The sequence below is a fragment of the Flavobacterium crassostreae genome, assembly GCF_001831475.1.
Classification (GTDB): Bacteria; Bacteroidota; Bacteroidia; order Flavobacteriales; family Flavobacteriaceae; genus Flavobacterium; species Flavobacterium crassostreae.
The window spans coordinates 1699651-1725083 of record NZ_CP017688.1 but is presented as its reverse complement, the minus strand read 5'-3'; the positions used below and the strand labels follow the sequence as shown (position 1 = coordinate 1725083).

General features: G+C 36.6%; 26 protein-coding genes. 18 read left to right on the top strand and 8 right to left on the bottom strand.

Annotated elements, in window-relative coordinates; all coding sequences use genetic code 11:
• Positions 1-44 precede the first annotated feature (44 nt).
• Complete coding sequence (locus LB076_RS07735; RefSeq protein WP_066337053.1) at positions 45-557, bottom strand: CAP domain-containing protein; 513 nt, start codon at positions 555-557, stop codon at positions 45-47.
• Positions 558-799: 242 nt separating this feature from the next.
• A complete protein-coding gene (locus tag LB076_RS07730; RefSeq protein WP_066337051.1) occupies positions 800-1282 on the bottom strand; it encodes a hypothetical protein in 483 nt (160 codons plus the stop codon).
• A gap of 241 nt (positions 1283-1523) precedes the next feature.
• Between LB076_RS07730 and LB076_RS07725 the strand changes: the two genes are divergently transcribed.
• Positions 1524-2111: a DUF6642 family protein gene (locus LB076_RS07725; RefSeq protein WP_066337048.1), complete on the top strand. Its 588-nt coding sequence runs from the start codon at positions 1524-1526 to the stop codon at positions 2109-2111.
• A 466-nt stretch (positions 2112-2577) separates the two neighbouring features.
• Entirely contained in the window at positions 2578-3300 is a 723-nt protein-coding gene (locus LB076_RS07720; RefSeq protein ID WP_078055325.1) for a DUF547 domain-containing protein, read from the top strand.
• A gap of 118 nt (positions 3301-3418) precedes the next feature.
• Here LB076_RS07720 and LB076_RS13855 read toward each other — a convergent pair whose 3' ends face one another.
• Positions 3419-3577: a hypothetical protein gene (locus LB076_RS13855; protein WP_157776676.1), complete on the bottom strand. Its 159-nt coding sequence runs from the start codon at positions 3575-3577 to the stop codon at positions 3419-3421.
• A gap of 228 nt (positions 3578-3805) precedes the next feature.
• Between LB076_RS13855 and LB076_RS07715 the strand changes: the two genes are divergently transcribed.
• The 4 genes from LB076_RS07715 to arsB are packed head-to-tail and all read left to right on the top strand — an operon-like array spanning position 3806 to position 6341.
• A complete protein-coding gene (locus LB076_RS07715) occupies positions 3806-4135 on the top strand; it encodes an ArsR/SmtB family transcription factor (protein WP_066337112.1) in 330 nt (109 codons plus the stop codon).
• A 19-nt stretch (positions 4136-4154) separates the two neighbouring features.
• Entirely contained in the window at positions 4155-4625 is a 471-nt protein-coding gene (locus LB076_RS07710) for a DUF6428 family protein (RefSeq protein ID WP_066337040.1), read from the top strand.
• Between the two features lie 16 nt (positions 4626-4641).
• Positions 4642-5274: an arsenate-mycothiol transferase ArsC gene (locus LB076_RS07705; RefSeq protein ID WP_066337103.1), complete on the top strand. Its 633-nt coding sequence runs from the start codon at positions 4642-4644 to the stop codon at positions 5272-5274.
• Positions 5275-5276: 2 nt separating this feature from the next.
• Positions 5277-6341 (top strand): ACR3 family arsenite efflux transporter, encoded by a 1065-nt coding sequence (gene arsB / locus LB076_RS07700; protein WP_066337037.1) that lies wholly within the window; start codon positions 5277-5279, stop codon positions 6339-6341.
• A 91-nt stretch (positions 6342-6432) separates the two neighbouring features.
• Here arsB and rocF read toward each other — a convergent pair whose 3' ends face one another.
• Together rocF and rocD are read right to left on the bottom strand one after the other, a co-directional pair.
• Positions 6433-7395, bottom strand: a complete 963-nt coding sequence (gene rocF, locus LB076_RS07695) for an arginase (protein WP_066337036.1) — start codon at positions 7393-7395, stop codon at positions 6433-6435.
• Between the two features lie 13 nt (positions 7396-7408).
• Complete coding sequence (gene rocD, locus LB076_RS07690) at positions 7409-8692, bottom strand: ornithine--oxo-acid transaminase (RefSeq protein WP_066337100.1); 1284 nt, start codon at positions 8690-8692, stop codon at positions 7409-7411.
• Between the two features lie 217 nt (positions 8693-8909).
• Here rocD and LB076_RS07685 point away from each other — a divergent pair, with 217 nt between their 5' ends.
• On the top strand, positions 8910-9362 hold the full coding sequence (locus LB076_RS07685; protein WP_066337031.1) for an Lrp/AsnC family transcriptional regulator: 453 nt from the start codon (positions 8910-8912) through the stop codon (positions 9360-9362).
• A 114-nt stretch (positions 9363-9476) separates the two neighbouring features.
• On the top strand, positions 9477-10493 hold the full coding sequence (locus tag LB076_RS07680; RefSeq protein WP_066337030.1) for a M28 family peptidase: 1017 nt from the start codon (positions 9477-9479) through the stop codon (positions 10491-10493).
• 82 nt (positions 10494-10575) lie between these two features.
• On the opposite strand, the gene LB076_RS07675 is transcribed toward LB076_RS07680, so the two are convergent.
• The 3 genes from LB076_RS07675 to hutH form a co-directional block, all read right to left on the bottom strand.
• A complete protein-coding gene (locus LB076_RS07675; protein ID WP_066337027.1) occupies positions 10576-11859 on the bottom strand; it encodes an inorganic phosphate transporter in 1284 nt (427 codons plus the stop codon).
• A 31-nt stretch (positions 11860-11890) separates the two neighbouring features.
• Positions 11891-12535: a DUF47 domain-containing protein gene (locus LB076_RS07670; protein WP_066337022.1), complete on the bottom strand. Its 645-nt coding sequence runs from the start codon at positions 12533-12535 to the stop codon at positions 11891-11893.
• A gap of 62 nt (positions 12536-12597) precedes the next feature.
• Positions 12598-14103 carry a histidine ammonia-lyase gene (gene hutH / locus LB076_RS07665; protein ID WP_066337019.1) on the bottom strand — a complete coding sequence of 502 codons (1506 nt, stop codon included), beginning with the start codon at positions 14101-14103 and terminating at the stop codon, positions 12598-12600.
• 521 nt (positions 14104-14624) lie between these two features.
• On the opposite strand from hutH, the gene thrA reads away from it, so the two are divergent.
• The 10 genes from thrA to LB076_RS07615 all read left to right on the top strand — a co-directional run bounded on the left by thrA (position 14625) and on the right by LB076_RS07615 (position 25417).
• A complete protein-coding gene (thrA, locus tag LB076_RS07660) occupies positions 14625-17072 on the top strand; it encodes a bifunctional aspartate kinase/homoserine dehydrogenase I (protein ID WP_066337017.1) in 2448 nt (815 codons plus the stop codon).
• 18 nt (positions 17073-17090) lie between these two features.
• Complete coding sequence (locus LB076_RS07655; RefSeq protein WP_066337014.1) at positions 17091-18017, top strand: homoserine kinase; 927 nt, start codon at positions 17091-17093, stop codon at positions 18015-18017.
• Between the two features lie 106 nt (positions 18018-18123).
• Entirely contained in the window at positions 18124-19413 is a 1290-nt protein-coding gene (gene thrC, locus LB076_RS07650) for a threonine synthase (RefSeq protein WP_066337009.1), read from the top strand.
• A 233-nt stretch (positions 19414-19646) separates the two neighbouring features.
• Positions 19647-19925: a DUF3781 domain-containing protein gene (locus LB076_RS07645; RefSeq protein WP_066337007.1), complete on the top strand. Its 279-nt coding sequence runs from the start codon at positions 19647-19649 to the stop codon at positions 19923-19925.
• Positions 19926-19954: 29 nt separating this feature from the next.
• The gene (locus LB076_RS07640) at positions 19955-20344 is read left to right on the top strand and encodes a DUF1398 domain-containing protein (RefSeq protein ID WP_066337005.1); all 390 of its coding nucleotides are present in this window, start codon (positions 19955-19957) and stop codon (positions 20342-20344) included.
• Between the two features lie 246 nt (positions 20345-20590).
• Complete coding sequence (locus tag LB076_RS07635) at positions 20591-21640, top strand: glycosyltransferase family 9 protein (protein WP_066337097.1); 1050 nt, start codon at positions 20591-20593, stop codon at positions 21638-21640.
• A gap of 113 nt (positions 21641-21753) precedes the next feature.
• Positions 21754-22572, top strand: coding sequence for a 3-methyl-2-oxobutanoate hydroxymethyltransferase (panB, locus tag LB076_RS07630; RefSeq protein WP_066336998.1), 819 nt, complete (start codon positions 21754-21756; stop codon positions 22570-22572).
• Positions 22573-22634: 62 nt separating this feature from the next.
• Positions 22635-23324 carry an RluA family pseudouridine synthase gene (locus LB076_RS07625; RefSeq protein WP_066336993.1) on the top strand — a complete coding sequence of 230 codons (690 nt, stop codon included), beginning with the start codon at positions 22635-22637 and terminating at the stop codon, positions 23322-23324.
• Between the two features lie 36 nt (positions 23325-23360).
• Positions 23361-24689, top strand: coding sequence for an aldehyde dehydrogenase (locus LB076_RS07620; RefSeq protein ID WP_066336990.1), 1329 nt, complete (start codon positions 23361-23363; stop codon positions 24687-24689).
• Positions 24680-25417 (top strand): nitroreductase family protein, encoded by a 738-nt coding sequence (locus LB076_RS07615; RefSeq protein ID WP_066336986.1) that lies wholly within the window; start codon positions 24680-24682, stop codon positions 25415-25417. The genes LB076_RS07620 and LB076_RS07615 overlap by 10 nt, the downstream gene beginning before the upstream one ends.
• Positions 25418-25433: the final 16 nt, after the last annotated feature.

The following is a 25433-nucleotide window of genomic DNA, read 5'->3' as shown; positions in this document are numbered from 1 at the left end:
CTATCTGATTTACTCTTTTGGCTTTGGTTTTCAAACAAATTTTACTACAGTTTAGCAAAAATTGTGGTATAATAATTCTTTCCTGTGCTAGAATCGACACTTATAGCAATCCCAAAATGAGAATAATTGCCGACCAGGATCTCCAAATGTGGCGGACTATTTACCCAACCCGTTAATGCTGCCTGGGGCGTAGTGTAATTAAAGGCTAGGTTTTCGCCCACCGATATGGCATTCAAAGTTTTTGTTATATCTGCAGAACGGCTTTCAAAATTATCATGACTCAATTTTTTGTTTGCAATCATGTATTGGTTATGTTGCGAGCATTTCAGAGAAATATAATTGCTTACTTGCAAACTACTAAGCCCTTTATCTACGCGGTATTCATTGATTAATTTTAAGGTTTCTGTTTCATTGTCTTTGTAGGTATAGTTCTCTATATTTTCAGAAGTGGCTGGTAACTCTGGAACTGGAGCAGCATCGGATCCATCCGAAGAACAAGAGGTTGTGGTCAAGAGCAATACACAAAAGACCAATGCGGAGTATAGTTTTGTTTTCATGGGGCTGGGTTTTAGTTAAAAACACTCCTTTAGAGACTATCAAACAAAGTAGCGGTTTGTTATATACCCAAATATAAACAAAAAAAAGAAACAAATCTCTGGTTTTAAACCAAAAATACAACGCATAATACAAAAGATGTCGTATATACGTTGTATTTGTGGGGTGTTACAGTGGTTAGTAACTGCAAGTACTAACTCTTTTTTGGCCATGAATGGTAAAAAGATATCCAGCCGTTTTATCTTTATTCGGACTTGCAGTCTACAGCGGTAAAATTGTATTTTACAGTATCAAAATCTATAGGACTGCCTTTTACAAAATAAGACGCTCCCATGGTAGTTTGAATTTGTCCGTTACCTAATATAAGTGTGTCTGCTCGTTTCAAAAATGCCATAGGGTTTTTGTATGTTTTTTTCTGGTAACCTCCTTGTATAAAGGTATAACTCGCAAATAAAGTATCTCCGTGAAATTTTCCCGAAAGGGTACCTACTTTTTTGGGCATATTCTCTATTGCCATTACCATATCTCCACTAACTGTTCCGTTATTGGCTTGGTTTAATTGAAGATCTAATGTGTCTTTCTGATAAATAGCTTTGTAACAACTTGCCGTTACTGTTTGTGGTTCTTGAGGCAATTTTGCTTCTGGAACGGCATCGCTTTCTTTATTTTTGCAACTCACAAAGATAGCGCTAGACAAGAGTAGATAGGTAACGAAGGATTTTTTCATAAATAGTAGTATTGGGTATAAAGAGGGTTTAAACTTTCTTCTTGTGGCTAATTTACATAAAATCAACCTATTTATAGCTTCATTGATATGAATTTTTGTGTTAAATATAAAAATGGAATCGAGTCACCCTAGTAAAAAAAAGATCGTTTTAGAAATCTAAAAATACCCGTATTAGGAGCAAACAAAAAACCATTGGCTTGCTTATATTTGCTTTACGTATTACCAATTTAAAATCTATACCATGGACTCCATAGAGCGATCTAATTATAACGTACCGGACCACTTTATTTTTTGCCTCGAATGCGTTACAGATATAAATCAAACCAGCATTACTCCAACCAGAACCAATCTAGAACAACTAGCAACCAAGTATAATCTAACTAGTATTTATAAAAGCTGTGACACCATTGAAGGTTTAGAAGACAGTCTAAATGCCTTGCTGTACAGAGACCATGACTTTAAAAATTATGAAATCCTTTATTTGGTATTGCAAGGGCAAGCAAACACGATTTGTATTAATGCGTATTATTATACTTTAGAAGAAATTGCCGAACTATTTGAAGGAAAACTAACCGGCAAAATACTGCATTTTGCAAATTCTAAAACATTAGATTTAGAGCCCGATGAAGCGCAATATTTTTTGGATATCACTGGCGCAAAAGCCATTTCGGGTTATGGAGTAGATGCCACTTACGGCAATAGCAATACGCTGGATGCACTTTTTTTTAGTCTTTTTAGTGAACAAGACAACATTGTAGACCTTGTTGAAACGCTATTCCAAAAAAACTATACGCTTTGCAAACTGCTTGATTTTAGGTTGTATTATTAAAAAAACACTCCATTCCGTTTTGAATTGGGGCAACTAATTTTGGTATCAGAAACAAAATCAAAACTCATTTTAAAAAAAAATCTATTTTAGGAATATTTTTACTACAAATACATGTTTTTACAGCAAAAAAATTAGTAGTATTTACACTATCCTAACCTCTAAGTATATAAATAGCTTATCTTTGCCGCTCAATAATTTTTAGTATTTTAAAAGCTTTTTTCTTTAAGAATACGGATATCCTTGCATTAGTAACGCGGTTGGAAATACTGTAGTTGGTATTCATTTTTTAAATAAACTAAAGCGCTATTGGCAAAAAAAACCCGTATTGTTTTTTAGCATAAAGATGGCTTTGCAAAAACACGATAGTGTTGTTTAATCAAAACAACGCAATATCAATGGTGTTTTTTATCTAAAAATTATACCTAATAATGGATCTAACAAACCCATAATAAACATCCAATTTAAAATGAAGAATATTATTTTAGTGCTATGTTTCTTAAGTTTTTCGTCTATGAGTAAGGCGCAAACCACAGCACTTTTTTTTGAACAAACTAATGAATTTTTAAAGAAAAATGTAACCCAAGAAGGCAAAGTAGATTATTATACTATCAAAAAAAGCCCCGGAGAACTCATCTATATTTTAAGCAATATAGAGCAATTAGACACCAAATTTCGTGACAAAAAACTAGCCAAAGCATTTTGGATTAACGTCTATAATTTACAGGTTATTAAAGCCGTAATAGACAACATGCCATTAGTATCTGTTGAAAAAATACCTGGTTTTTTTGACCTTAATAGCTTTATGGTAGGAAAGCAAGAGTTGACCCTCAATGATATTCAAAATATAATTTTAAGAGATCTGTTTTTTGATCCAGCAGTACATTTTACTTTATCTAATGGAGCAAATGGCGGAGCGCCGCTTTTAAATAGAGCTTATATGCCCAAAACGGTAGACGAGCAAATGAAACAACAAGCCACAATGGTGATTAATTCTAAAGAATATTTTTATGTCAATAAAGAATTGAGAATCATTGAACTGCCTAAAATATTTGAATGGTACAAAAAAGATTTTGCTGTTAATTATTTTAATGAAATTGATTTTATTAATTTATTTTTAAAGAAAAAAATAGACAATAAATTAACCGTCGAGACCTACGACTTTAACTGGTCTCTAAATATAAAACCGTAAACAACAATTTTTTAGTACAAAAGCGACAGAAAAACCTTCATTATGGCTGGTATAGTCTACCACTGATGCCAACCGAGAACTTGTTGTTTCGATATAATACGTTGTGTGGTTGTCTGCATTATATTCTAAATTTGACCACTGGTAGTCGTTTGTTCACAAAACCATATTCGCGGTTGTCAAAATTTGTCAAAATAGTACTGTTTTTTAATTTAAAATCTGCGCTAGAGCACTCTGTAATTTCACTCTGACAACAACTTAAAGATTTATCTGAAAGCATCTTGTGGAATTTTAGAGCCAAAAAGTAGACCTATTTTATTTCTAAATTTCTCTCTACAGCTCCTGTAGTGGCATTTATAAACCATTTTTTGTTTTTTCGTTTTCTTCTTCAAACAGGTCCCTTTGGTACTAATAGTCTTGTTTGAATTGGATAATTGAACTAAAAAAAGCGTTGTATATTTTTTTTACACCAAAACATATCGTAATATTGCAATATAAATATATCACAATGGGGATTACCAAAACACAACACTTTAGTGCAGCACAAAACGAACTAGCCATACTCGCTAAGGCGATTGGACATCCCGCACGTGTTGCCATCCTACAGCATCTTATAAAGGTAAATAGTTGTATTTGTGGGGATCTTGTAAATGAACTCCCATTGGCACAACCTACGATTTCACAACATTTAAAAGAGTTAAAAAATGCTGGACTCATCAAAGGAAATATTGAAGGAAACGCTATTTGCTACTGCCTTAACGAAGCTGGTTTTGAAAAAATAAAAACTTTTTTTGAAAACATAAACACGCATTTTACAACCCAAAATACTTGTTGCTAACTTACTAAAAAACACTATTATGAAAGTATCCGAAATCAAACAACAACTAAACTCTCTTGAAAATGTAATTTTTGTATTACCTAATGGCAATCTGGTTCCAGAGCATTTTCATGTAACCGAAGTAGGATTGATTACCAAAAAATTTATTGACTGTGGCGGAAAACAAAGACAAGAAACGGTTGTCAATTTTCAATTATGGAATGCCAATGATTTAGAACACCGATTAAAACCCAAAAAACTCTTAGATATTATTACTTTATCCCAAAAAGTCCTTGCTATTGAAGATTTTGAAATTGAAGTAGAATACCAAGCCGAAACCATTGGTAAATATGATTTAGGTTTTAACGGTACCCAATTTATGCTTTTAAATAAGCAAACTGCTTGTCTAGCAGAAGACCAATGCGGTATTACTCCCCCAAAGCAAAAAGTAAATCTGTCTGAAATTGCAAGCTCAAACACTAGTTGCACCCCTGGTGGAGGTTGTTGTTAATTTAAATTATCCAGAAATGATACCAACAAAAAATAAACTATTTTCTACTATTGAAAACGAAATACTTTCGTTTGATCCAGAAAACATAACCCAAGACCGAAAATCGATTTTGCAGCCTTTAATTGAGTTTTTGCAAATTAAAACCCACAATCAAGAGGAAATAAGGCTTAATTTTATTTGTACACACAATTCCAGAAGAAGCCATTTGGCACAAGTCTGGGCACAAACAGCGGCATCCTATTTTAACATTCAAAAGGTGTTTTGTTATTCTGGAGGCACTCAAGCCACTGCGGTATTTCCAGAAATTATACAAACATTATCTACATCTGGTTTTAAAATAATGGCACTTTCAGAAGGAGATAATCCTGTGTATAGCATCAAATACGCAAACAATACACTGCCTGTAATAGGATTTTCTAAAGCCTATGATGCGGCCTTTAATCCCGAATCTGAATTTGGAGCCATACTAACCTGTTCTGATGCAGATGCTGGATGTCCTTTTATTGCTGGGGCCCAAAAAAGAATTCCGATCCCATTTGAAGATCCTAAAATCTTTGACAATAGCCCGCAACAAGCCGAAAAATACCACCAACGAAGCATGCAAATTGCAACCGAGCTGTTTTACGTTTTCTCCCAAATTAAAAAATAAATATGTCCGCAACTAACTGCGCCGCTGCTGCAAACCGAAAAAAATTATCCTTTTTAGACCGCTACCTAACTCTTTGGATTTTTATAGCAATGCTTATAGGGGTAGCTATTGGAAATTTCATTCCATCCAGCACTACTTTTATTCATTCTTTCTCTAGTGGAACTACCAATATTCCGCTTGCTATTGGATTAATTTTAATGATGTACCCGCCATTGGCCAAGGTAAAATACGAACAGATGGGACAGGTATTCCGTAACACCCGTGTTTTGGGTGCTTCGTTATTTTTGAACTGGGTTTTAGGTCCAATATTAATGTTTTTTTTAGCCTTAATATTTCTTAATGGCTATCCTGAATACATGATTGGCGTTATTCTTATTGGTCTTGCACGCTGTATAGCTATGGTGGTAGTCTGGAATGATCTTGCAAATGGAGATAGAGAATATGCTGCAGGATTGATTGCTCTAAATAGTATTTTTCAGGTTTTACTCTATAGTCTTTACGCCTATGTTTTTATAACTATATTGCCTCCTTATTTTGGCTATGCGGGTTTTGAGGTAACCATTAGCATGGCACAAATTGCAGAAAGTGTTGCTATATATTTAGGACTTCCTTTTGCCTTGGGCATTATTAGCCGTTATGCTCTACTGTCTTTAAAAGGAGAAACCTGGTTTCAAAATAAATTTTTGCCATTTATCTCTCCCATAACTCTTATTGCGCTCTTATTTACCATTGTAATAATGTTTAGCCTAAAAGGGGCTTTAATGCTACAAATTCCGATGGACGTGCTGCGTATTGCCCTTCCTCTGGTTATTTATTTTATTTTGATGTTTGTATTGAGTTTCTTTATTGGTAAGTATTTTGGTGCCGATTATTCTAAAAGTACAGCAATTGCATTTACTGCCACAGGCAACAATTTTGAACTTGCTATAGCTGTAGCTATTGGTGTTTTTGGTATTAATAGTGGCCAAGCATTTGCTGGAGTTATAGGTCCTTTGGTTGAAGTTCCTGCGTTGATTGCGTTAGTAAACTTGGCGTTTTGGTTTCAAAAAAAATACTACACTAACTAAAAAAAATGCTTTTTTAAGGCTTTTTTAAAGTAGAAACCCCAAAATCTAATGTAGATTTTGGGGTTTCTTTTGGTATTAATTTCTAAAATTATTAGGCAATCCAGACATCAATAGTATCGGTTACTTTTTCTAATACTTCAAAAGCCGTTTCGGCCATTTTGTTTCCTTTGGTATCCAATAATGGGTTTACTTCTACCACTTCTAGACAAGCGACTTTTTTGGTGGCTATAATTTGATTTATGATTGCCACTATTTCGTGTTGATCAAATCCCTTAGAAACCGGTGTACCTGTTCCATAAGAAATCATATCACAATCCATAGAATCTACATCAAACGAAACATAAATTAAATCACAACCAGCTAGTTTGGATAACGCTTCGGCAACACAAGTTTGAAGCCCTCTGTAACGCACTTCGTCAACTTTGTAATTTTTAATTTTTAATTTTTCAATTTGTTTGTCCTCTGCTTCTTCGGTATCTCGCACGCCAAAATAAATTAAATTTTCAGGTTTAATTTTGGGTCCTTTAACACCTATGTTTTTCATAGATTGCCAGTGCAATTCTGTTTCTGGTGCAACGGTATTGACTTTGCAGTCTAAATTATCCTCGTTAAGTGCTGCCGCCAAAGGCATACCATGAATATTTCCAGAAGGAGAAGTGTATGGCGAGTGTAGATCCGCATGGGCATCAATCCAGATAACTCCTAAGGTTTTGGTAGGATACACGGCCTTAATACCACTAATGGTTCCTAAAGCCGAAGAATGATCCCCGGATAGAACTAACGGAAAAAAATTGTTTTCTAGATTGTTTTTTACGGCATAACTTACCCGTGTGCATTGCTCTACTACGTGTTCAATTCTTTTGGCAAAGGTGTTTTTATTTTTATCATAAATACTTTCGTTATGTGTTTTTACATCTTCAAAAGGAAATCGATTGAAATAATCACTTTTTTTGTTTATGGCTGCAATTTCTATTGCATCTATCCCCAGATCAGAACCTCTTGTTCCTGCTCCAATATCGGATCTATTCTTAATTAATTTTATGGCTCTTTCCATTTTTTGCTATCGCTTATTTAAAATCGTTAAGTGCTTTTTCTATAATTGCCAGACAGTCGTGTATTTGCTCTTCTGTGATTACCAAAGGTGGCGCAAATCTAATTTTGTTTCCATGGGTTGGCTTGGCCAATAATCCGTAGTCTCTAAATTTTAGGCATATATTCCATGCTAAATCCGAATCTTCGTCACTATTAATTACAATGGCGTTTAACAATCCTTTTCCTCTTACTAAGGTAATTAATGGATTTCTGGATGCTATTTCGTTTAATCCTTTTCTTAAAACAGTTCCTAAATATTCTGCATTTTGGGATAATTTTTCGTCTTTTACTACTTCCAAGGCAGCCATGGCTACTGCTGCTGCAACTGGGTTACCACCAAATGTAGAACCATGTTGTCCTGGTTGTATTACGTTCATGATGGCATCATTTGCTAAAACCGCAGACACCGGATATACACCTCCTGAAATTGCTTTACCTAAAATTAAAATATCTGGTTTAACCTCCGGATTGTTCTCACAACCATTACTACAGCTACAATTACCACAGGTAGCCAATAATCTTCCGGTACGTGCAATTCCAGTTTGTACCTCATCGGCTATAAACAATACGTTATGCGCCTCACAAAGTGCTTTGGCTTTGGCTAAATACCCTTCCGTAGGAACATAAACTCCTGCTTCTCCCTGAATTGGTTCTACCAAAAATCCTGCAATATTTGGAGAGGATTTTAAGGCTGCTTCTAAGGCCGCTGTATCATCATACGGAATTTTGATAAATCCATCGGTAAAAGGACCAAAGTTTTTGCGAGCGCCTTCATCATTAGAAAAGGATATAATGGTGGTGGTTCTTCCATGAAAATTGTTTTCGCAAACAATTATTTGTGCTTGGTTCTCCGGAATTTGTTTTACTTCGTAGGCCCATTTTCTGCATAACTTTAAAGCCGTTTCTACTGCTTCTGCACCTGTATTCATTGGTAATAATTTATCAAAACCAAAATACTTAGTTATGTACTCTTCGAAGACTCCTAATTTATCATTATGAAATGCTCTAGAGGTCAAGGTTAAAGTTTGGGCTTGTTTTACCATTGCATCAATAATTTTTGGATGACAATGTCCTTGATTTACAGCAGAATAAGCAGATAAAAAATCATAATATTTTTTGCCATCTACATCCCAAACAAATACGCCTTCTCCTCTATCAAGCACCACGGGCAAAGGATGGTAATTATGTGCTCCATATTTATTTTCTTTAGCAATAAGTGCTGCTGATTTTTCTGAAAGTGTTTGTTGTGTTTCTTGCATGATATCTGTTTTTAAATCTGTTATAAAACAAAAATATAACTTTTTATTTATTTTCCAATAAAAAGCGGCTGTTTTGACTTGGATATCTTTAAAAAAAGTCAAATTTATGCACATGCCGATTTTAAAAGTCAAATTACTTAAAATAAATTTGTTTTAGCTGGATACAAACACCAATTATGAGTACATTTATCCCCAATAATTTGTAAAAAAAGCCGCTATGGAAATTTTAGATGAATTTGATATAAAAATTATCAAAGAGTTAGAAAAAGACGGAAGAATGCCTTATTCCTCTATTGCCACCACCCTAAAGATATCCAATACTATGGTACACCAACGCATCAATAGATTGTTGGAACACGAAATTATCACCGGGATAAAACCACTCATTAATGAAAAAAAAATAGGCTATGATTGGGGCACTTTTACGGGACTTACCTTAAACAAAGACCAAGATTCTAACCGAATTATAGAGGCCCTCAAAAAAATTCCAGAAGTAACCGAGTGTTATTATATCACGGGTTCTTACACGCTATACATAAAAATGATTGCCAAAGATCACGAACACATGCGTAAATTGCTTTATGATAAAATTGACAATATTCCTGGCATTGCTAAAACCGATTCTATGATTGAATTGGGATGTGCCTTTAAAAGAAATATCTCGTTGTAGTTTTTTAAACAAACAACGCATTCAAATTTAAATCCGAATCATTAATTGTCTTATTTTTGTGCTTTGTGTAATTTTTAATCCAAACCCAAAAAGACTAATTCTAATTAATTTTAAATGAAAAAAATTATTCCGCTAATTGCTATAGCCTTATCTTTTTCTTGCTCAAGCACCCAAACTACTGTGGAGCAAAACAATAGCAATCCAACAAAATACCTAAACTCTATTACTGTCAAAGATCTAAAAAAACATCTGTTTATTGTTGCAAACGATAGTATGGAAGGTAGAGAAACTGGCTCTGAGGGCCAAAAAAGAGCAGGTAACTATCTAATTGAACAATACAAAAGCAATGCCATCTCTTACCCAAAGGCAGCCAGTTCTTTTTATCAAAAGGTACCGGCAGCATTTTTAAACAAAAAATACCATACCGATTTAAAAGACTCCGAAAACATCTGGGCATTTATAGAAGGTACTGAAAAACCCGAAGAAATAATTGTAATCTCTGCCCACTACGATCATATTGGCATTCAAGACGGCGACGTCTATAACGGAGCAGATGATGATGGTTCTGGAACAGTTGCTTTGTTAGAAATTGCCCAAGCCTTTGCACTTGCCAAAAAAGAAGGCCATGGCCCGAAACGTTCCATACTGTTTTTTCATGCTACAGGAGAAGAGCACGGTTTGCTAGGATCTAGTTACTATTCTGAAAACCCTCTATATCCTCTTGCAAATACCATTACCAACATTAATATTGACATGATTGGTCGCCGAGACGAAATCCATCCCAATACCAATAATTATGTTTACTTAATTGGCGCAGATCGATTGTCTACACAACTTGATAGTATTTGCAAACAAGCCAACGACAAGTATATCCATTTGGACTTAGACTACCGATTTAATGACAAAAATGACCCTAACCACTTTTATGAGCGTTCGGATCATTATAACTTTGCGAAACATGGTATCCCTTCTGCATTTTTGTTTAATGGCGTTCATGCAGATTACCACCAAAAAACAGACACTCCAGACAAAATTGAATTTGATGCTTTAGCCAAAAGAACCCAACTTGCTTTTGTTATTGCTTGGGAGCTGGCAAATGGCCAAAACAGACCCGTTGTAGATGTAAAATAATTTAAAATATTTATATAAAAAAAGAAGCACTTGGGTATCCAAGTGCTTCTTTTTTTATATATCCAAATCAATGCTGTATTTTTTAAATAAATGCGCTAAGAACATAATAAATCAATGCCGCCAATAATGCCGAGATAGGAATGGTCAATACCCAAGCCCAAAGCAAACTCACCGTAACGCCCCAGCGCACTGCAGAAACCCGTTTGGTCATTCCAACTCCAATTATAGATCCCGTAATGGTATGGGTGGTACTCACCGGAACTTTAAAGTGTTCGGTAAAATAAAGTGTTAATGCACCGGCTGTTTCGGCTGCAACACCTTCAAAAGAGGTTACTTTTGTTATCTTAGAGCCCATTGTTTTTACAATTTTCCAACCACCGCTTAAGGTACCTGCTGCAATTGCAGAATAACAAGCCAACGGAATCCAAGCAGGCATTTTGAATGCACCTTGACTATTAGGCAGTACTACATCCAACCACTCCGGCATACTCTCTTGGGCTGCTCCTGTGGTGTGTATAAATACCGCAACGGCTGCTGCTATAATTCCCATTACTTTTTGAGAATCATTTCCGCCATGACCCAAACTAAAGGCTGCAGAAGAGAGTAATTGCATTTTTTTTAACCAATAAGTAGCTTGGTTTAAGTTCAAAAAACTAAAAATTAAACAAAAAGTACTCACCGACAACACGATAAAGGCCACCAAAAACCATTTGATATTATGAGACTCCAAAATTACACTCCAAAAATGGGATTCAAAACGCGGTTTCTCAATAGCGTCATACGGCATCATTTGACTAGCAACAAACCAAACGGTACCTACCATTAGAGCTAGAGTAACTAATTTGGGCGCCAAGGTTTTTTTGGAAGAATGCAACAACCACAAAGAGATTAAGTACGAGATCAATGCCCCAATTAAAGGAGCCAATACAATAAAGGCTACAATAATTAGTACCCCAGACGGCATGCCGCCATCTTTATTAACTTTGTACCAAGACACAACACCAAAACCAGCATGTGCAATGGCCGCACCCGCAAATCCTCCAATTAAGGTATGCGAAGAACTGGACGGAATACCTTGCCACCAAGTAAATAAATTCCAAATAATTGCGGCAATAACTCCCGAGAGAATCACCACCAAATTAATTTCCATACTATTGGCCGTTTTGGCTACCGTATCTGCAACTCCAAAACCAAAGACCCAATAGGCCAAAAAATTAAAAAAAGCTGCCCAAAGCACTGCCTGAAAAGGTGTCAGAACCTTGGTAGCAACCACTGTAGCTATAGCATTTGCAGCATCATGAAAACCATTGATGTAATCAAATATTAGCGCTAGAACTATAATAATTAAGAGTAAAGTAAATTCCATAAATATATTTTCAGAAAAGTAAACCGTTAAATTAAGAATGCTTCACAGCAATAGATTCTAAAACACTTGCTACACTCTTGCATTTATCTGTTGCTGTTTCTAACACGGACAAAACTTCTTTATATTTGATGATATTTTTGACATCGGTTTCGTTCTCAAAAATTTCAAATACCGCTTTGTTATATACCGTGTCAGATTTGTTTTCTAACTTGCTAATTCTGGCACAAGCAGCAGTAATATTAGGAATGTTTTTAAAGTTTTTTAGTTCTTTAACGGCTAGATCTATATTCTGACAAGCTTCAAGGTTAATTTCCGTTAGTTTTCGAATGGACTTAGTAATTTTATCTACTTGATACAAACGCATTCTGCTAGAGGCTCCATGCAAATTATCCGCCACATTATCTATAGAGGTTATCAAAGAATGAATATCTTCTCTATCAAAAGGGGTAATAAAATTTCTGCTCAACTCTAAATTGGTTTGACGGGTTATATCCTCGCCTTTTTGTTCTAAGGTGTCAATTTTCTCAAAAAGTTCTTCTCTTTCTTTTAAAGGAAGGTTTACTGCTTCATGCAAATGAGAAGCTAGTTCTATTAAATTGTTAGATGCTTCTTCAAAAAGCGGAAAGAATTTTTTGTCTTTTGGTACCAAAAACTGAAAGAGACTATTTAATGACATTGTTATTTTATTTTTTAGAAGTGCGAATTTAATTGATTTTTTTTACCTGAACATTTATTTTGTTACAATAATTCTTTATGGATCACAAAACTATTCAAAAACGCTACTGTTTTCTTTATATCGTAATGCAAAATTCTATCTTCGGTAACAAAGGGCACTTCTTGTCGGTAGGATTTTAAAAATAATTCTATAAATTCGCTCGAACGCAGTGGCTCTCTATAAGGTATTGCCTGTGAGGCGTTCATTAATTCAATAGCCAATATTTGTTCTAAATTATCCATTATACGCAGTGCTTTGGTAGCACCATTAGCGCCCATGCTTACGTGATCTTCTTGCCCGTTGCTAGACACAATACTATCCACGCTCGATGGAGTGGCTAATTGTTTGTTCTGACTGGCAATACTAGCGGCAGTGTATTGCGGAATCATCAAACCAGAGTTCAAGCCAGGGTTAGTAACCAAAAATGCCGGTAAATTGCGTAATCCTGAAATCAGCTGGAAGGTTCTGCGCTCCGAAATACTTCCTAATTCAGCCAAAGCTATACTCATAAAATCTAAAGCCAAAGCCAAGGGCTGCCCATGAAAATTACCTCCTGAAATTATGGCATCACTATCTCTAAAAATATTTGGATTATCGGTAACCGAATTTATCTCGGTTTTAAAAACTTTTTCTACATAATCTATAGCATCTTTTGACGCTCCATGCACCTGTGGTATGCATCTAAAGGAATACGGATCCTGTACCTGTGTTTTCTCTTTGGCTATAATTTGGCTTCCTTCCAGAAAATTAGTTATTCTGTTAGCGGTTACTATTTGTCCTTTATGCGGTCTTATAAAGTGGATCAACTCATTAAAGGGTTCTATCCTGCCATCAAATGCTTCTAAAGAGATGGTTGCAATTAAATCCGCTAGGTATGCATATTTTTTGGCCTTCAATAATAAATGCATTCCATAGGCGCTCATAAATTGGGTTCCGTTTAGTAACGCCAAACCTTCTTTGGATTTTAAAACAAGTGGCTCCCACCCAAAATGTTGCAGCGCCACGCTCGAAGATACTTTTTTTCCTTCAAAATACACCTCGCCCTCCCCTAGCAAAGGCAAAGACAAATGTGCTAAGGGAGCCAAATCGCCCGAAGCACCTAAGGAGCCTTGGGTATAAATCACCGGCAAAACCTCTTTATTATAAAATGCAATCAAACGCTCTACTGTTTGTATTTGCACGCCCGAATGCCCATAACTCAAGGATTGGATCTTGAGCAACAGCATTAACTTAACAATAGCACTAGGTACCTCATCACCTGTACCACAAGAGTGGGATTTGACCAGGTTTTCTTGTAGTTTAGATAAATTTTCATTAGAAATTTTTACATCACAAAGAGACCCAAAACCCGTGTTTATACCATAAATAGGTCCCGAGTGAGAAGCCATTTTTTCGTCCAAATAATCTCGGCATTTTTGAATGTTAACTTTTGCTTCTTCGGATAAAGCCAAACTTTTATGTTCGCTAACAATTTCACGAACTATATCTAGAGTTAAGGTGTCAGAACTGATGTAATGTGTGTTTTCCATTGGGCTTAAATTTGAGTGTCAAAATTGGATAAATCAATATTAAAAAGCAACATTAATTCCTAATAATTTAAAATACCATTAAAAACACCCGCAATACCTAAATTATTTATATCAATCAACCTAAAAACGGCCTGAAATTACGCTATAAACCCAACCAATAGCTTAAAAGTATAGCAATAGCAACCAGAACAGCTCTTTTTAGTATTTAATTGACAACTAATTGGCTAAACCAGCAATTGTTTGAAATATTCGCAAAAAACGAATAATTATTTTTATTACTATATAAAAACACGTATTTTTGGCAACAATGAATATATACAGCGCAACATATCACTCTTCGATACCCACTCCAATTTGGATTGGCACTGCTGTTATTACTATTATTCGCACTTCTATTACAATTATTACCCCTTAGGGGTATACATTTTACATATCATCAATAGTATCGTTATTTCATTTTTTTTGAAATAACTTTCTGGTGCAACATAAACCTATCTCAAAAACATTAAAACATCCTATACATGAAAGTATTAAAATTTGGCGGAACCTCCGTAGCCAATGCTATAAATATAAAATTAGTCCTAAATATTATTCAAAAACAAGCCTCCCAGAACAAGTTAGTCGTTGTGGTTTCGGCCCTACATTCGGTTACCGATTTATTGCAAAGCGCCGCCCAACAAGCCGCTGTTAAGAACGAGAATTACAAAGAAACTCTTGCTCAAATTGAAAAAATGCATCTAGAACTACTCAAAGAATTAGTTCCCGTAAACGAGCAAAGCAGTCCTCTGAGCCACATCAAGCGCATAATTAACCATCTAGAAACCCTATTGGATGGTTGTTTTCTTTTGAGTGAATTATCTCCCAGAACAGCAGATACTATTTTAAGTTTTGGAGAACTACTCTCCTCCTACATCCTTGCCCAAGCTTTACAACAAACCATAAAAAACAGCAGTTATAAAGACAGCAGAGAATGGATCCAAACCAATAATCATTTTGGAAAAGCAGCAGTAAATTTTGAATTAACCAACCGATTAATCTCGGATTTTTATGCCAATAACGAGCATCAAGTATTGGTTGTTCCTGGGTTTATTGCTGCAACACCCGAAGGCATCACCACAACTTTAGGCCGTGGCGGGTCCGATTATACTGCCGCAATTGTAGCAGCAGCCCTCCATGCAACCGATCTGCAAATATGGACCGATGTAAACGGCATGTACACTGCCAACCCCCGAATAGTCAAACAAGCGCAACCTATTGCTACCATTTCGTATCAAGAAGCAATGGAGTTATCGCATTTTGGTGCCAAAGTTTTGTACCCACCAACAATCCAACCGGTGCTACAAAAAAACATTCCTATTCTAATCAAAAATACTTTTGAACCCGAAGCCGAAGGTACTATTATATCCAATAACGCTGCCGCAAATGGAAATCCGGTAAAAGGAATTAGCCATATCGATCACATCTCTTTAATCACCCTTGAAGGCCCCGGCATGATTGGCGTTTTGGGCTCCTCCAAGAGGTTGTTTGAAGTGCTGTCACAAGCCAATGTAAATGTAATTTTTATTACCCAAGCCTCCTCAGAGCATTCTATTTGTATTGGTGTTTTGGACACCGATGCTCCTAGCGCGCAACTAGCCATTAACAAGGCTTTTGAGGTAGAAATAGCACAAAACAAAGTAGCACCTTGCATTCTAGAAAGCAACTTATGCATCGTTGCCTTGGTGGGCGAAAACATGAAAAACCACCAAGGATTGAGTGGTAAAATGTTTAGCACATTAGGCAAAAACAACGTTAATATTCGCGCCATTGCTCAGGGTGCTTCAGAACGAAACATCTCGGCAGTAATCAACGAAAGAGACATTAAAAAAGCCTTAAATACCCTCCACGAACGTTTTTTTGAAGACAACACCAAACAACTCAATTTGTTTGTAATTGGAGTTGGTAACGTTGGCCAAAAATTTATGGAGCAAATCAGCAAACAAAAGAAATTTTTAAAAGAAAACCTAAAAATAAACCTCAGAGTTATTGCATTGGCCAATTCAAGAAAAATGCTTTTTGAAGAAGACGGTATTGATTTAAAAACATGGCAAACCAGTTTAGACCAAGGTCAAAAAGCAGAACAACAAGACTTTATTGAGCAAGTAAAAAATCTAAACTTGCGCAACAGTATTTTTGTAGATATTACCGCCAACCAAGATGTAGCGCAAAGCTATGCGCAGTATTTAAAAGAAAGTGTAGCGGTAGTAACCTGCAACAAAATTGCCTGCTCCTCTGCTTTTGATAATTACAAAAACCTAAAAAACTTATCCCGCAGACACAACGCTCCTTTTTTGTTTGAAACCAATGTTGGTGCTGGATTACCGGTCATAGACACCGTCAAAAACTTGGTAGCATCCGGAGATAAAGTCCATAAAATACAAGCCGTATTATCCGGTAGTTTGAACTTTATTTTCAACAATTTTGACACCAATAATTCGTTTCACGATGTGGTAAAAGAAGCTGGAGTACAAGGTTTTACAGAACCAGACCCTAAGATTGATTTAAGCGGTATAGATGTGGCTAGAAAGATTCTGATTTTAATTCGCGAAAGCGGGTACCAAATGGAAATTGAAGAAATTGAAAACCAATCTTTCCTTCCGGCTCCCTGTATGGAAACCACAAATAATAACGATTTTTTCACCTCTTTAACCCAATACGCCAGCCATTTTGAGGCTATTTTAGCAGAAGCCAATGCCAAAGACAGCCGCCTGAAATTTGTAGCACAATTTGAAGATGGAAAAGCCAGCGTAGGTTTGCAATTTATCCCAAAAGACCACCCTTTTTACAACCTAGAAGGAAAAGACAATATCGTATTGTTTTATACAGATAGATACGTAGACCAACCGCTATTAATAAAAGGTGCTGGTGCTGGTGCTGCGGTTACTGCTTCTGGAATTTTTGCAGATGTTATCCGAATAGGTACTGTTTAAACCTGAAACCAAAAAAATATGAACGAAATAAAAATATTTTGCCCCGCAACAATTGCCAATCTATCTTGTGGATTTGATGTTCTCGGATTGTGTTTGGACAATGTGGGCGACGAAATGATTATTAAAAAATCTGCCCTCAAAGGGGTGCGAATCACCAAAATAGTTGGCGCTAATTTACCGCTTGAAACCGAAAAAAATGTTGCTGGTGTTGCTGCTTTGGCACTGCTAAAAGCCTTAAATTCGGATGCTGGTTTTGAAATCGAAATTTACAAAAAAATCCAGGCCGGAAGCGGCATCGGGAGCAGCGCTGCTAGTTCAGCAGGAGCTGTTTTTGGAATTAACGAATTGCTAGGCCGCCCTTTTGCAACCAAAGATTTGGTACCCTTTGCCATGCAAGGCGAAAAACTAGCCTGCGGAAACGCCCATGCCGACAATGTGGCTCCTGCCCTTTTGGGTGGTTTTACACTAGTGCGTAGTTATGCACCGCTGGATATTATCCAAATAGAAAGCCCTTCTGAATTATATGCCACCGTAGTGCACCCGCAAATTGAGTTGAAAACCGCAGATGCCAGATCGGTTTTAAAACAAAATGTTTCGTTACAAAAAGCCATCATCCAATGGGGAAATCTTGGCGGATTAATTGCTGGATTGTACACCAAAGATTACCATTTAATAGGCAGGTCTCTACACGATGAAATTGTAGAACCACTGCGCAGTGTATTGATTCCGGGCTTTGATGTAATCAAACAAACTGCTTTAGAAAACGGTGCTTTGGGTTCTGGGATATCCGGATCTGGTCCTTCTATTTTTGCTTTAAGCAAAGGCAAAACAACTGCCTACAAAATTGCCAAAGCCATGAGCGAAGTCTATGACCAAATGCAATTGCCGTATGAAATGCATGTTTCGAGAGTAAATCCAGACGGCGTGAGAATAATAGAAAACTAATTAAACAATTACGATTTTAGATTCCTCATTTTTGATCTCGGAGATAACTTAGTTTCCGTAGAGAAATCAAAAAAAAGCACTCTTCAATCCGAAATATAAAATCACAATGAAATACTACAGTTTAAACCATAATGCCCCAAAGGTTTCTTTTCAAGAAGCTGTTATACAAGGGTTAGCAAGCGATAAAGGATTGTATTTTCCGGAAACAATCACCCCTTTGCCGCAAGCATTTTTTGATTCAATCGAAAATTTATCTAACCAAGAAATTGCCTTTCAAGCAATACAACAGTTTGTAGGAGATGTAATTCCTGAGGGCAAACTAAAGGAGATTATTGCCGAAACACTGTGCTTTGATTTTCCGGTGGTAGCCGTAGAAAACGGAATCTATTCTCTCGAATTATTCCACGGCCCTACTATGGCTTTCAAGGATGTAGGTGCCCGATTTATGTCGCGGTGTTTGGGCTATTTTAACAAAGACCAAAAAGACAGCAAAAACACCGTTTTGGTAGCCACATCCGGAGATACCGGTGGTGCGGTTGCTAGTGGTTTTTTGGGAGTAAAAGGAGTTGAAGTGGTTATTTTGTATCCATCAGGCAAAGTGAGCGACATTCAAGAACGCCAGCTCACTACACTAGGACAAAATATCAGAGCACTTGAGGTAGATGGCGTATTTGATGATTGCCAAGACATGGTCAAAAAAGCCTTTCTGGATGCGGATTTAAAACACCTCCATTTGACCTCAGCCAATTCTATCAATATTGCACGCTGGTTGCCGCAAATGTTTTATTTTTTCTTTGCATACAAAGCTCTTAAAAACCAAAATAAACCCTTGATCTTCTCTTGTCCGAGTGGCAATTTTGGGAATATTTGTGCCGGAATTATTGCCAAAAAAATGGGATTGCCTATTGCCCATTTTGTAGCTTCCACTAATGCAAATGATACCGTACCTCGCTTTCTAGAAAACGGAATCTATGACCCAAAACCCTCTAAGGCAACCATTTCTAACGCAATGGATGTAGGCAATCCAAGTAATTTTATTCGTATCCAAGAAATGTACCAAAATGATTTAACACAATTTGATAAGGATTTTTCTTCGTTTACTTTTACAGATACCCAAACCATTGCGGCCATGAAAACAATTTATGACACCAACGGCTACATAGCCGAGCCGCATGGTGCTGTGGGATATTTAGGGTTACAAAAAGAATTACAAAACCAACCTGGTGCACTTGGCGTTTTCTTGGAAACCGCCCACCCTATCAAATTTTTGGATATAGTAGAACCTACTTTAGGCATAAAATTAGCGCTTCCGGCACAAATAGAAGGTGTTTTAAACAAAGAAAAAGTACGTACTGCAATTAAAACCTACGACCAATTCAAGGCTTTTTTGGGATAATTAACGCCATAAGTGTCGTGACAAAAAACTAGAACTTTTTAGACACAAAAGCATCCACCACGCGCTACATTCTATCCAAAATAACAAACAAAGTGCCTTACGCAAAGTAAAACTATTGCTTTAGGAGGCACTTTGTTTTGGTTTACAAAACACCGCCAATTGGTTTTCATTTACTCGCAAATACTACTAAAAAAAGCGTTTCTTTGTGAGTAATTTTTACAAAAAAATTAATAATGAACACACTTCAAGATACTATTTTAAAAAATCTTTGTTACACCGAATTGGTTTATGGTCGGATCAATAAAAAACTACATACCCAACTCACCAATTTAGCCATCGAAACTATGCTGTTTGCTAGTATAAAAGAAACCGAAATGCCTTTTTTTGAAAAAATTGGCAAAAATTTTTATATCATCAATTCTAAAAACAATATTAAAATAACCGTAAACGCAAACACCTATAGGGTTATTACTGTAGATAAAATACAGCCAAAATTTGAACCCAAAAATTAAAATATACACACTAAAAAACACCACCCCTTATGTTTAGCCTAGAACAAATTAAACAAGCCTACGATAAAGTAAAAACTGGCCCTGATTTTACCCAGTATATTCAAGAATTAATAGCCATGGGAGTTGAAGGATACGATACCTATACCCAAGACAGTCACGTGGTTTATTATGGAGCCGCTGGCCACCAAGTGCACACAGACCAAAAACATCCTGATTTTGCTCTTGCCACTACGGTAAACAAACCGCTCTTGATACAAAATTTAGTACAACACCAAGACGGTCAGAGTGATTATATCACTTTTTGCCAACAGGCAGCCCAATGTGGTATTGCCAAATGGCGTATTGACATCCTGGAAATGACCTGTACGTATTTGACCGCAGAGAACCATGCTGTTTTGATTGAAAAAATACCTGTTTAAATTTTATAAAACTGCTGTTTTAACTTTCTTTCCAAAAAAAAAGAACTTTTTAGCGGTACATGTATTGCGTTTGCGTGTTGTTTTATAAACAAAAAATGACTTTAAGATAATGTGTATCAAAAGGAAAGTCTTAAAAAAAAATTGTTTCTTTGGCAAAAACAAAACGCAGATCCCAATACCTTTTAAACAATTTTTTTTAGCAACTAAAGATTGGGGCTTTTGTTTTTAAAACCGAAAATAAACCAGATGAGCATAAAGAGCGAAATAAATGTTGTCCGAAGAAAAATAATGCGAACCTTGACCCGAAATATTGGGAACTCGCATTTGGATAGCACTGCAGATATTACCAAAATAAAAGTTACGCGAATTTTAGTATGCAGACCCAACCCTAGATTAGGCAACCAACTACTGCTAACTCCTTTGTTGCAAGAAATAACCACTACTTTTCCGGATGCCAAAATTGATTTATTTGTCAACGGAAATGCTGCTCCTAGTATTTTTGCCAACTACAAAAACATCCAACGCATCATCCGGTTGCCCCGAAAACCATTCCAATCTCTTTTGGAATACCTAAAAGGGTGGATGGCAATCCGAAAACACAAGTACGACATTGTAATTAATGTTATGAAAAACTCTTCTTCTGGAAGGCTTTCGGCACAATTTGCTAACGGAAAATTTAAATTTTTTGGTGATGACATTGCCGATTTAAGCAGTCAATTTGATGATTATGTGCATATTGCTAAAAACCCAGTCTATAATTTTAGGCATTACTTAAGCCTTTTGGGGCTTAAAGATAGCCACCGCCCTATTGCTTCTTTAGATCTAAAATTAACCTCTTCCGAAATTAAGCAGGCAAGCAAAATACTTGAAGATCGTGTCCAGAATGACCAGAAAACAATTGCTATTTTTACATTTGCAACGGGAGAGAAATGCTACACTCCTACCTGGTGGGAATCTTTTTACCAATCGTTGCAAAAGACGTTTCCGGACTACAACATTGTAGAGGTATTGCCTGTTGAAAATGTTTCTCAAATTGGTTTTAAAGCACCTACTTTTTATAGCAAAGACATTAGAGAAATTGCTGCCTTTATAGCAAATACTAGCGTTTTTATTGGTGCAGATAGCGGCATGATGCATCTAGCAACCGCCTCCAAAACACCTACCGTAGGGCTATTTAGCATTACCAACGCAGCGGTTTATGCGCCCTATGGCAATAGTAGTTTAGCCATAGACACCAACCATACCACAACAGAGCAAAGCATGGCTATAATAGCACGTATTTTGCTAGAAAATTAGTTTTTAAAATTGTTTATGGTAAGTATGCCCAAAAAAGACGCTACAAACTCCTGTTCTTTTATGTTATTCCTAAAAAATTGTTTTAGTACTTTTACCATTCCAAAAAAACAACTATGTCTGTAGCAAAAAAAGATTATAAAAGAATTACCACCAAGTCCTTAATTGACATGAAAGCCAATGGAGAAAAAATCTCCATGTTAACTGCCTATGATTATACCATGGCAAAAATTGTTGACTCCGCAGGCATTGATGTAATTCTGGTAGGAGATTCGGCCTCCAACGTGATGGCAGGGCACGAAACCACCCTTCCTATTACCTTAGACCAAATGATTTATCATGCCTCATCGGTAGTACGGGCTACAGAGAGAGCCTTGGTTGTGGTCGATCTACCCTTTGGTAGCTACCAATCCGATCCCAAAGAAGCCTTACGCTCTGCCATTCGGATCATGAAAGAAAGCGGCGGACATGCCGTAAAACTAGAAGGCGGAAAAGAAATAAAAGAATCCATCAAAAAAATATTAAATGCCGGAATTCCAGTAATGGGACACTTGGGTTTAACACCACAATCCATCTATAAATTTGGAACTTATACCGTCCGAGCAAAAGAAGAAGCAGAGGCAGACAAACTTGTAGAAGACGCACAATTATTAGAACGTTTGGGATGTTTTGCTCTTGTTCTAGAAAAAATACCCGCACACCTAGCCCAAAAAGTAGCCCAAAGTATTGCCATACCAGTAATAGGTATTGGTGCCGGTGGTGGCGTAGATGGACAAGTTTTAGTCATTCATGATATGTTAGGGATGAACAAAGAATTTAGCCCTCGGTTTTTGCGTCGTTATATGGATCTATACCAAGGAATGACCACCGCCATCAGCCAATATGTAGCTGATGTAAAATCTAGTGATTTCCCTAACGAAAAAGAGCAATATTAAAAAATATTCTTAAAAAAGAACCCTCGTTATTTGCATATTAATCCAAAGCATTCCTTCTTATTTTGAAAATAATTTCTACCAAAAATAACCTACAAGTTTTACACGAAGACAACCACATTATTGTGATAAACAAACGCGTAGGAGATATTGTTCAAGGAGACAAAACCGGAGACAAACCACTATCCGATGTGGTAAAAGAATATATTAAAGATAAATACAACAAACCAGGAGAGGTTTTCTTGGGAGTAGTACATCGTTTGGACAGACCCACTACCGGAATTGTCGCTTTTGCAAAAACGAGCAAGGCGCTCACCAGACTCAATGAACTATTTAAGAACAGACAAACCCAAAAAACCTACTGGGCTATTGTAAAAAATAAACCCGAAAAACCAAAAGATAGTTTAATCCATTATCTCAAACGAAACGAAAAAAACAACAGTTCCAAAGCCCACATAAAAGAAGTTCCAGACAGCAAAATGGCACATCTGGACTATACCGTTTTTAAAGAATTAAACCATTATTTTGCCCTAGAAGTTGCCTTGCATACCGGCAGACACCATCAAATTAGAGCACAATTAGCAGCCATTGGTTGTCCAATAAAAGGGGATCTAAAATACGGTTTTGACCGTAGCAATCCAGATGGAGGCATCCATCTACATGCTCGAGAGTTGGTGTTTATTCATCCGGTGACTAAAAACGAACTAAAAATTACGGCACCCGTACCCCAGGAAGTACTATGGAACGCATTATAACCCAACAACTATTAGGTTGGCCTAAAAAACGCTACAATGGATTTTAAAACAGACCTCAATTATCGCAAAGAAGTACTTACGACACTTTTGCATCAGGTAGTGCTACACGAAAAAGAGATTATAAATGCCCTATACCTTGATTTTAAAAAACCTGCTTTTGAAACCGTACTTACCGAAACCAGTTATATCGTAACGGAGTTAAAAGAAACCATCAAAAATTTAAAAAAATGGGCCAAACCCAAAGCCGTTTTACCTTCTATACTTAATTTTCCATCTACCGATTTTATTTACAAAGAACCGTACGGCAAAGTATTAGTTATTGCCCCTTGGAACTACCCATACCAACTAGCCTTAGCGCCATTAATAGCTGCTGTTGCAGCCGGTAATCAAGTAGTTTTAAAACCATCCGAATTAACCCCTAAAACTGCTGCGGTATTAGCCACAATTATTTCCAAAACCTTTGGACCAGAACATGTCGAGGTGGTCCAAGGTGGTGTGGCAGTTTCTCAAGAATTGTTAGCACAACGCTGGGATTATATTTTCTTTACCGGAAGTGTTCCCGTAGGAAAAATTGTAGCAAAAGCGGCAGCAATCCATTTAACTCCAATTACACTAGAGTTGGGGGGCAAAAACCCTTGTATTGTAGACCAAACTGCTGCCATAGCCTGCGCTGCAAAAAGAATTGTTTGGGGAAAATTTATAAACGCAGGACAAACCTGTATTGCACCAGATTATCTTTTGGTTCAAAAAGACGTTTATAACGAACTTATAAAACATTTAAAAGAAGAAATAATTCTGGCTTACGGACAAAACCCGAGAAACTCTCCGGATTATGCCCGAATTATCAACCATAAAAACTGGAAAAGACTCGCCGAAAGAATAGATCCTAAAAAAATAGTGCACGGTGGCCAAACAGACCCAGAAGACAATTACATTGCTCCCACACTTATTGCAGAAACTACAGTAGATAGTTTGCTCATGCAAGAAGAAATATTTGGACCTATATTGCCTATTTTGACCTATACCAATGCCACGGATTTACAACAAATTGTTTCTACTTACGAAAAACCATTATCGCTCTATGTTTTTACAAAAAATAATGCCTTTGCCCGCAAGATAATTACTTCTTACTCCTTTGGTGGTGGCTGTATAAACGATACCATCATTCATTTTTCAAACAAAAGACTGCCTTTTGGAGGAGTTGGTCACAGCGGTATGGGTGCCTACCATGGTGCGTTAAGTTTTAATGTTTTTTCGCACCACAAAAGCATTGTCAAAAAAGCCAATTGGCTGGATTTGCCCATGCGCTATGCTCCGTATAAAGATAAATTGAAAACAATCAAAAAAATATTAAAATGGATTTAACCAATCAAAAAACAGTCGCTCAAGCTATTGAATACCGCAGATCCGTAAGGGTTTTTAAAAAAGATGCCTTAGAAGATGCCAAGGTAAAAGAATGCATCCGATTGGCTACGCTAGCACCCTCCAGCAGCAACATGCAACTTTGGGAATTTTACCACATTAGCTCTCCTGAAATACTACAGAATATGGCTAAGGCTTGTTTGAACCAAAATGCAGCCAAAACTGCCCAACAAATGGTGGTGGTAGTTGTCCGAAAGGATTTGTGGAAAAAAAGAGCAGCAGCCAATATTGCTTTTTTAAAATCTCAATTTGGCAACAAACCAACGGAACAATATACCAAAAGAGAGCAATTTGCGCTTCAATACTATCAAAAATTAATTCCAACACTATACTTGGATTTTTTAGGAATTTTAGGATGGATTAAATTTTTTATTTTTCAAATTATAGGTGTTTTCAAACCCGTATACCGACAAACCACCAAAAAAGATATGGATATTGTGGCACAAAAAAGCGCAGGTCTAGCGGCACAAAACTTTATCAATAGTATGGCTGCAATAGACTATGACACCTGTCCAATGGAAGGTTTTGATTCTTTAAGGGTCAAAAAAATACTTCGTTTGCCTGCCTCAGCAGCCATCAATATGGTTTTAGCCTGTGGAATAAAAGATCAGACAGGAATTTATTCCGAGCGTTTTAGAGTGCCTTTGGAAGACGTTTATTTTAAAATATAACCAAATACATCAAAAA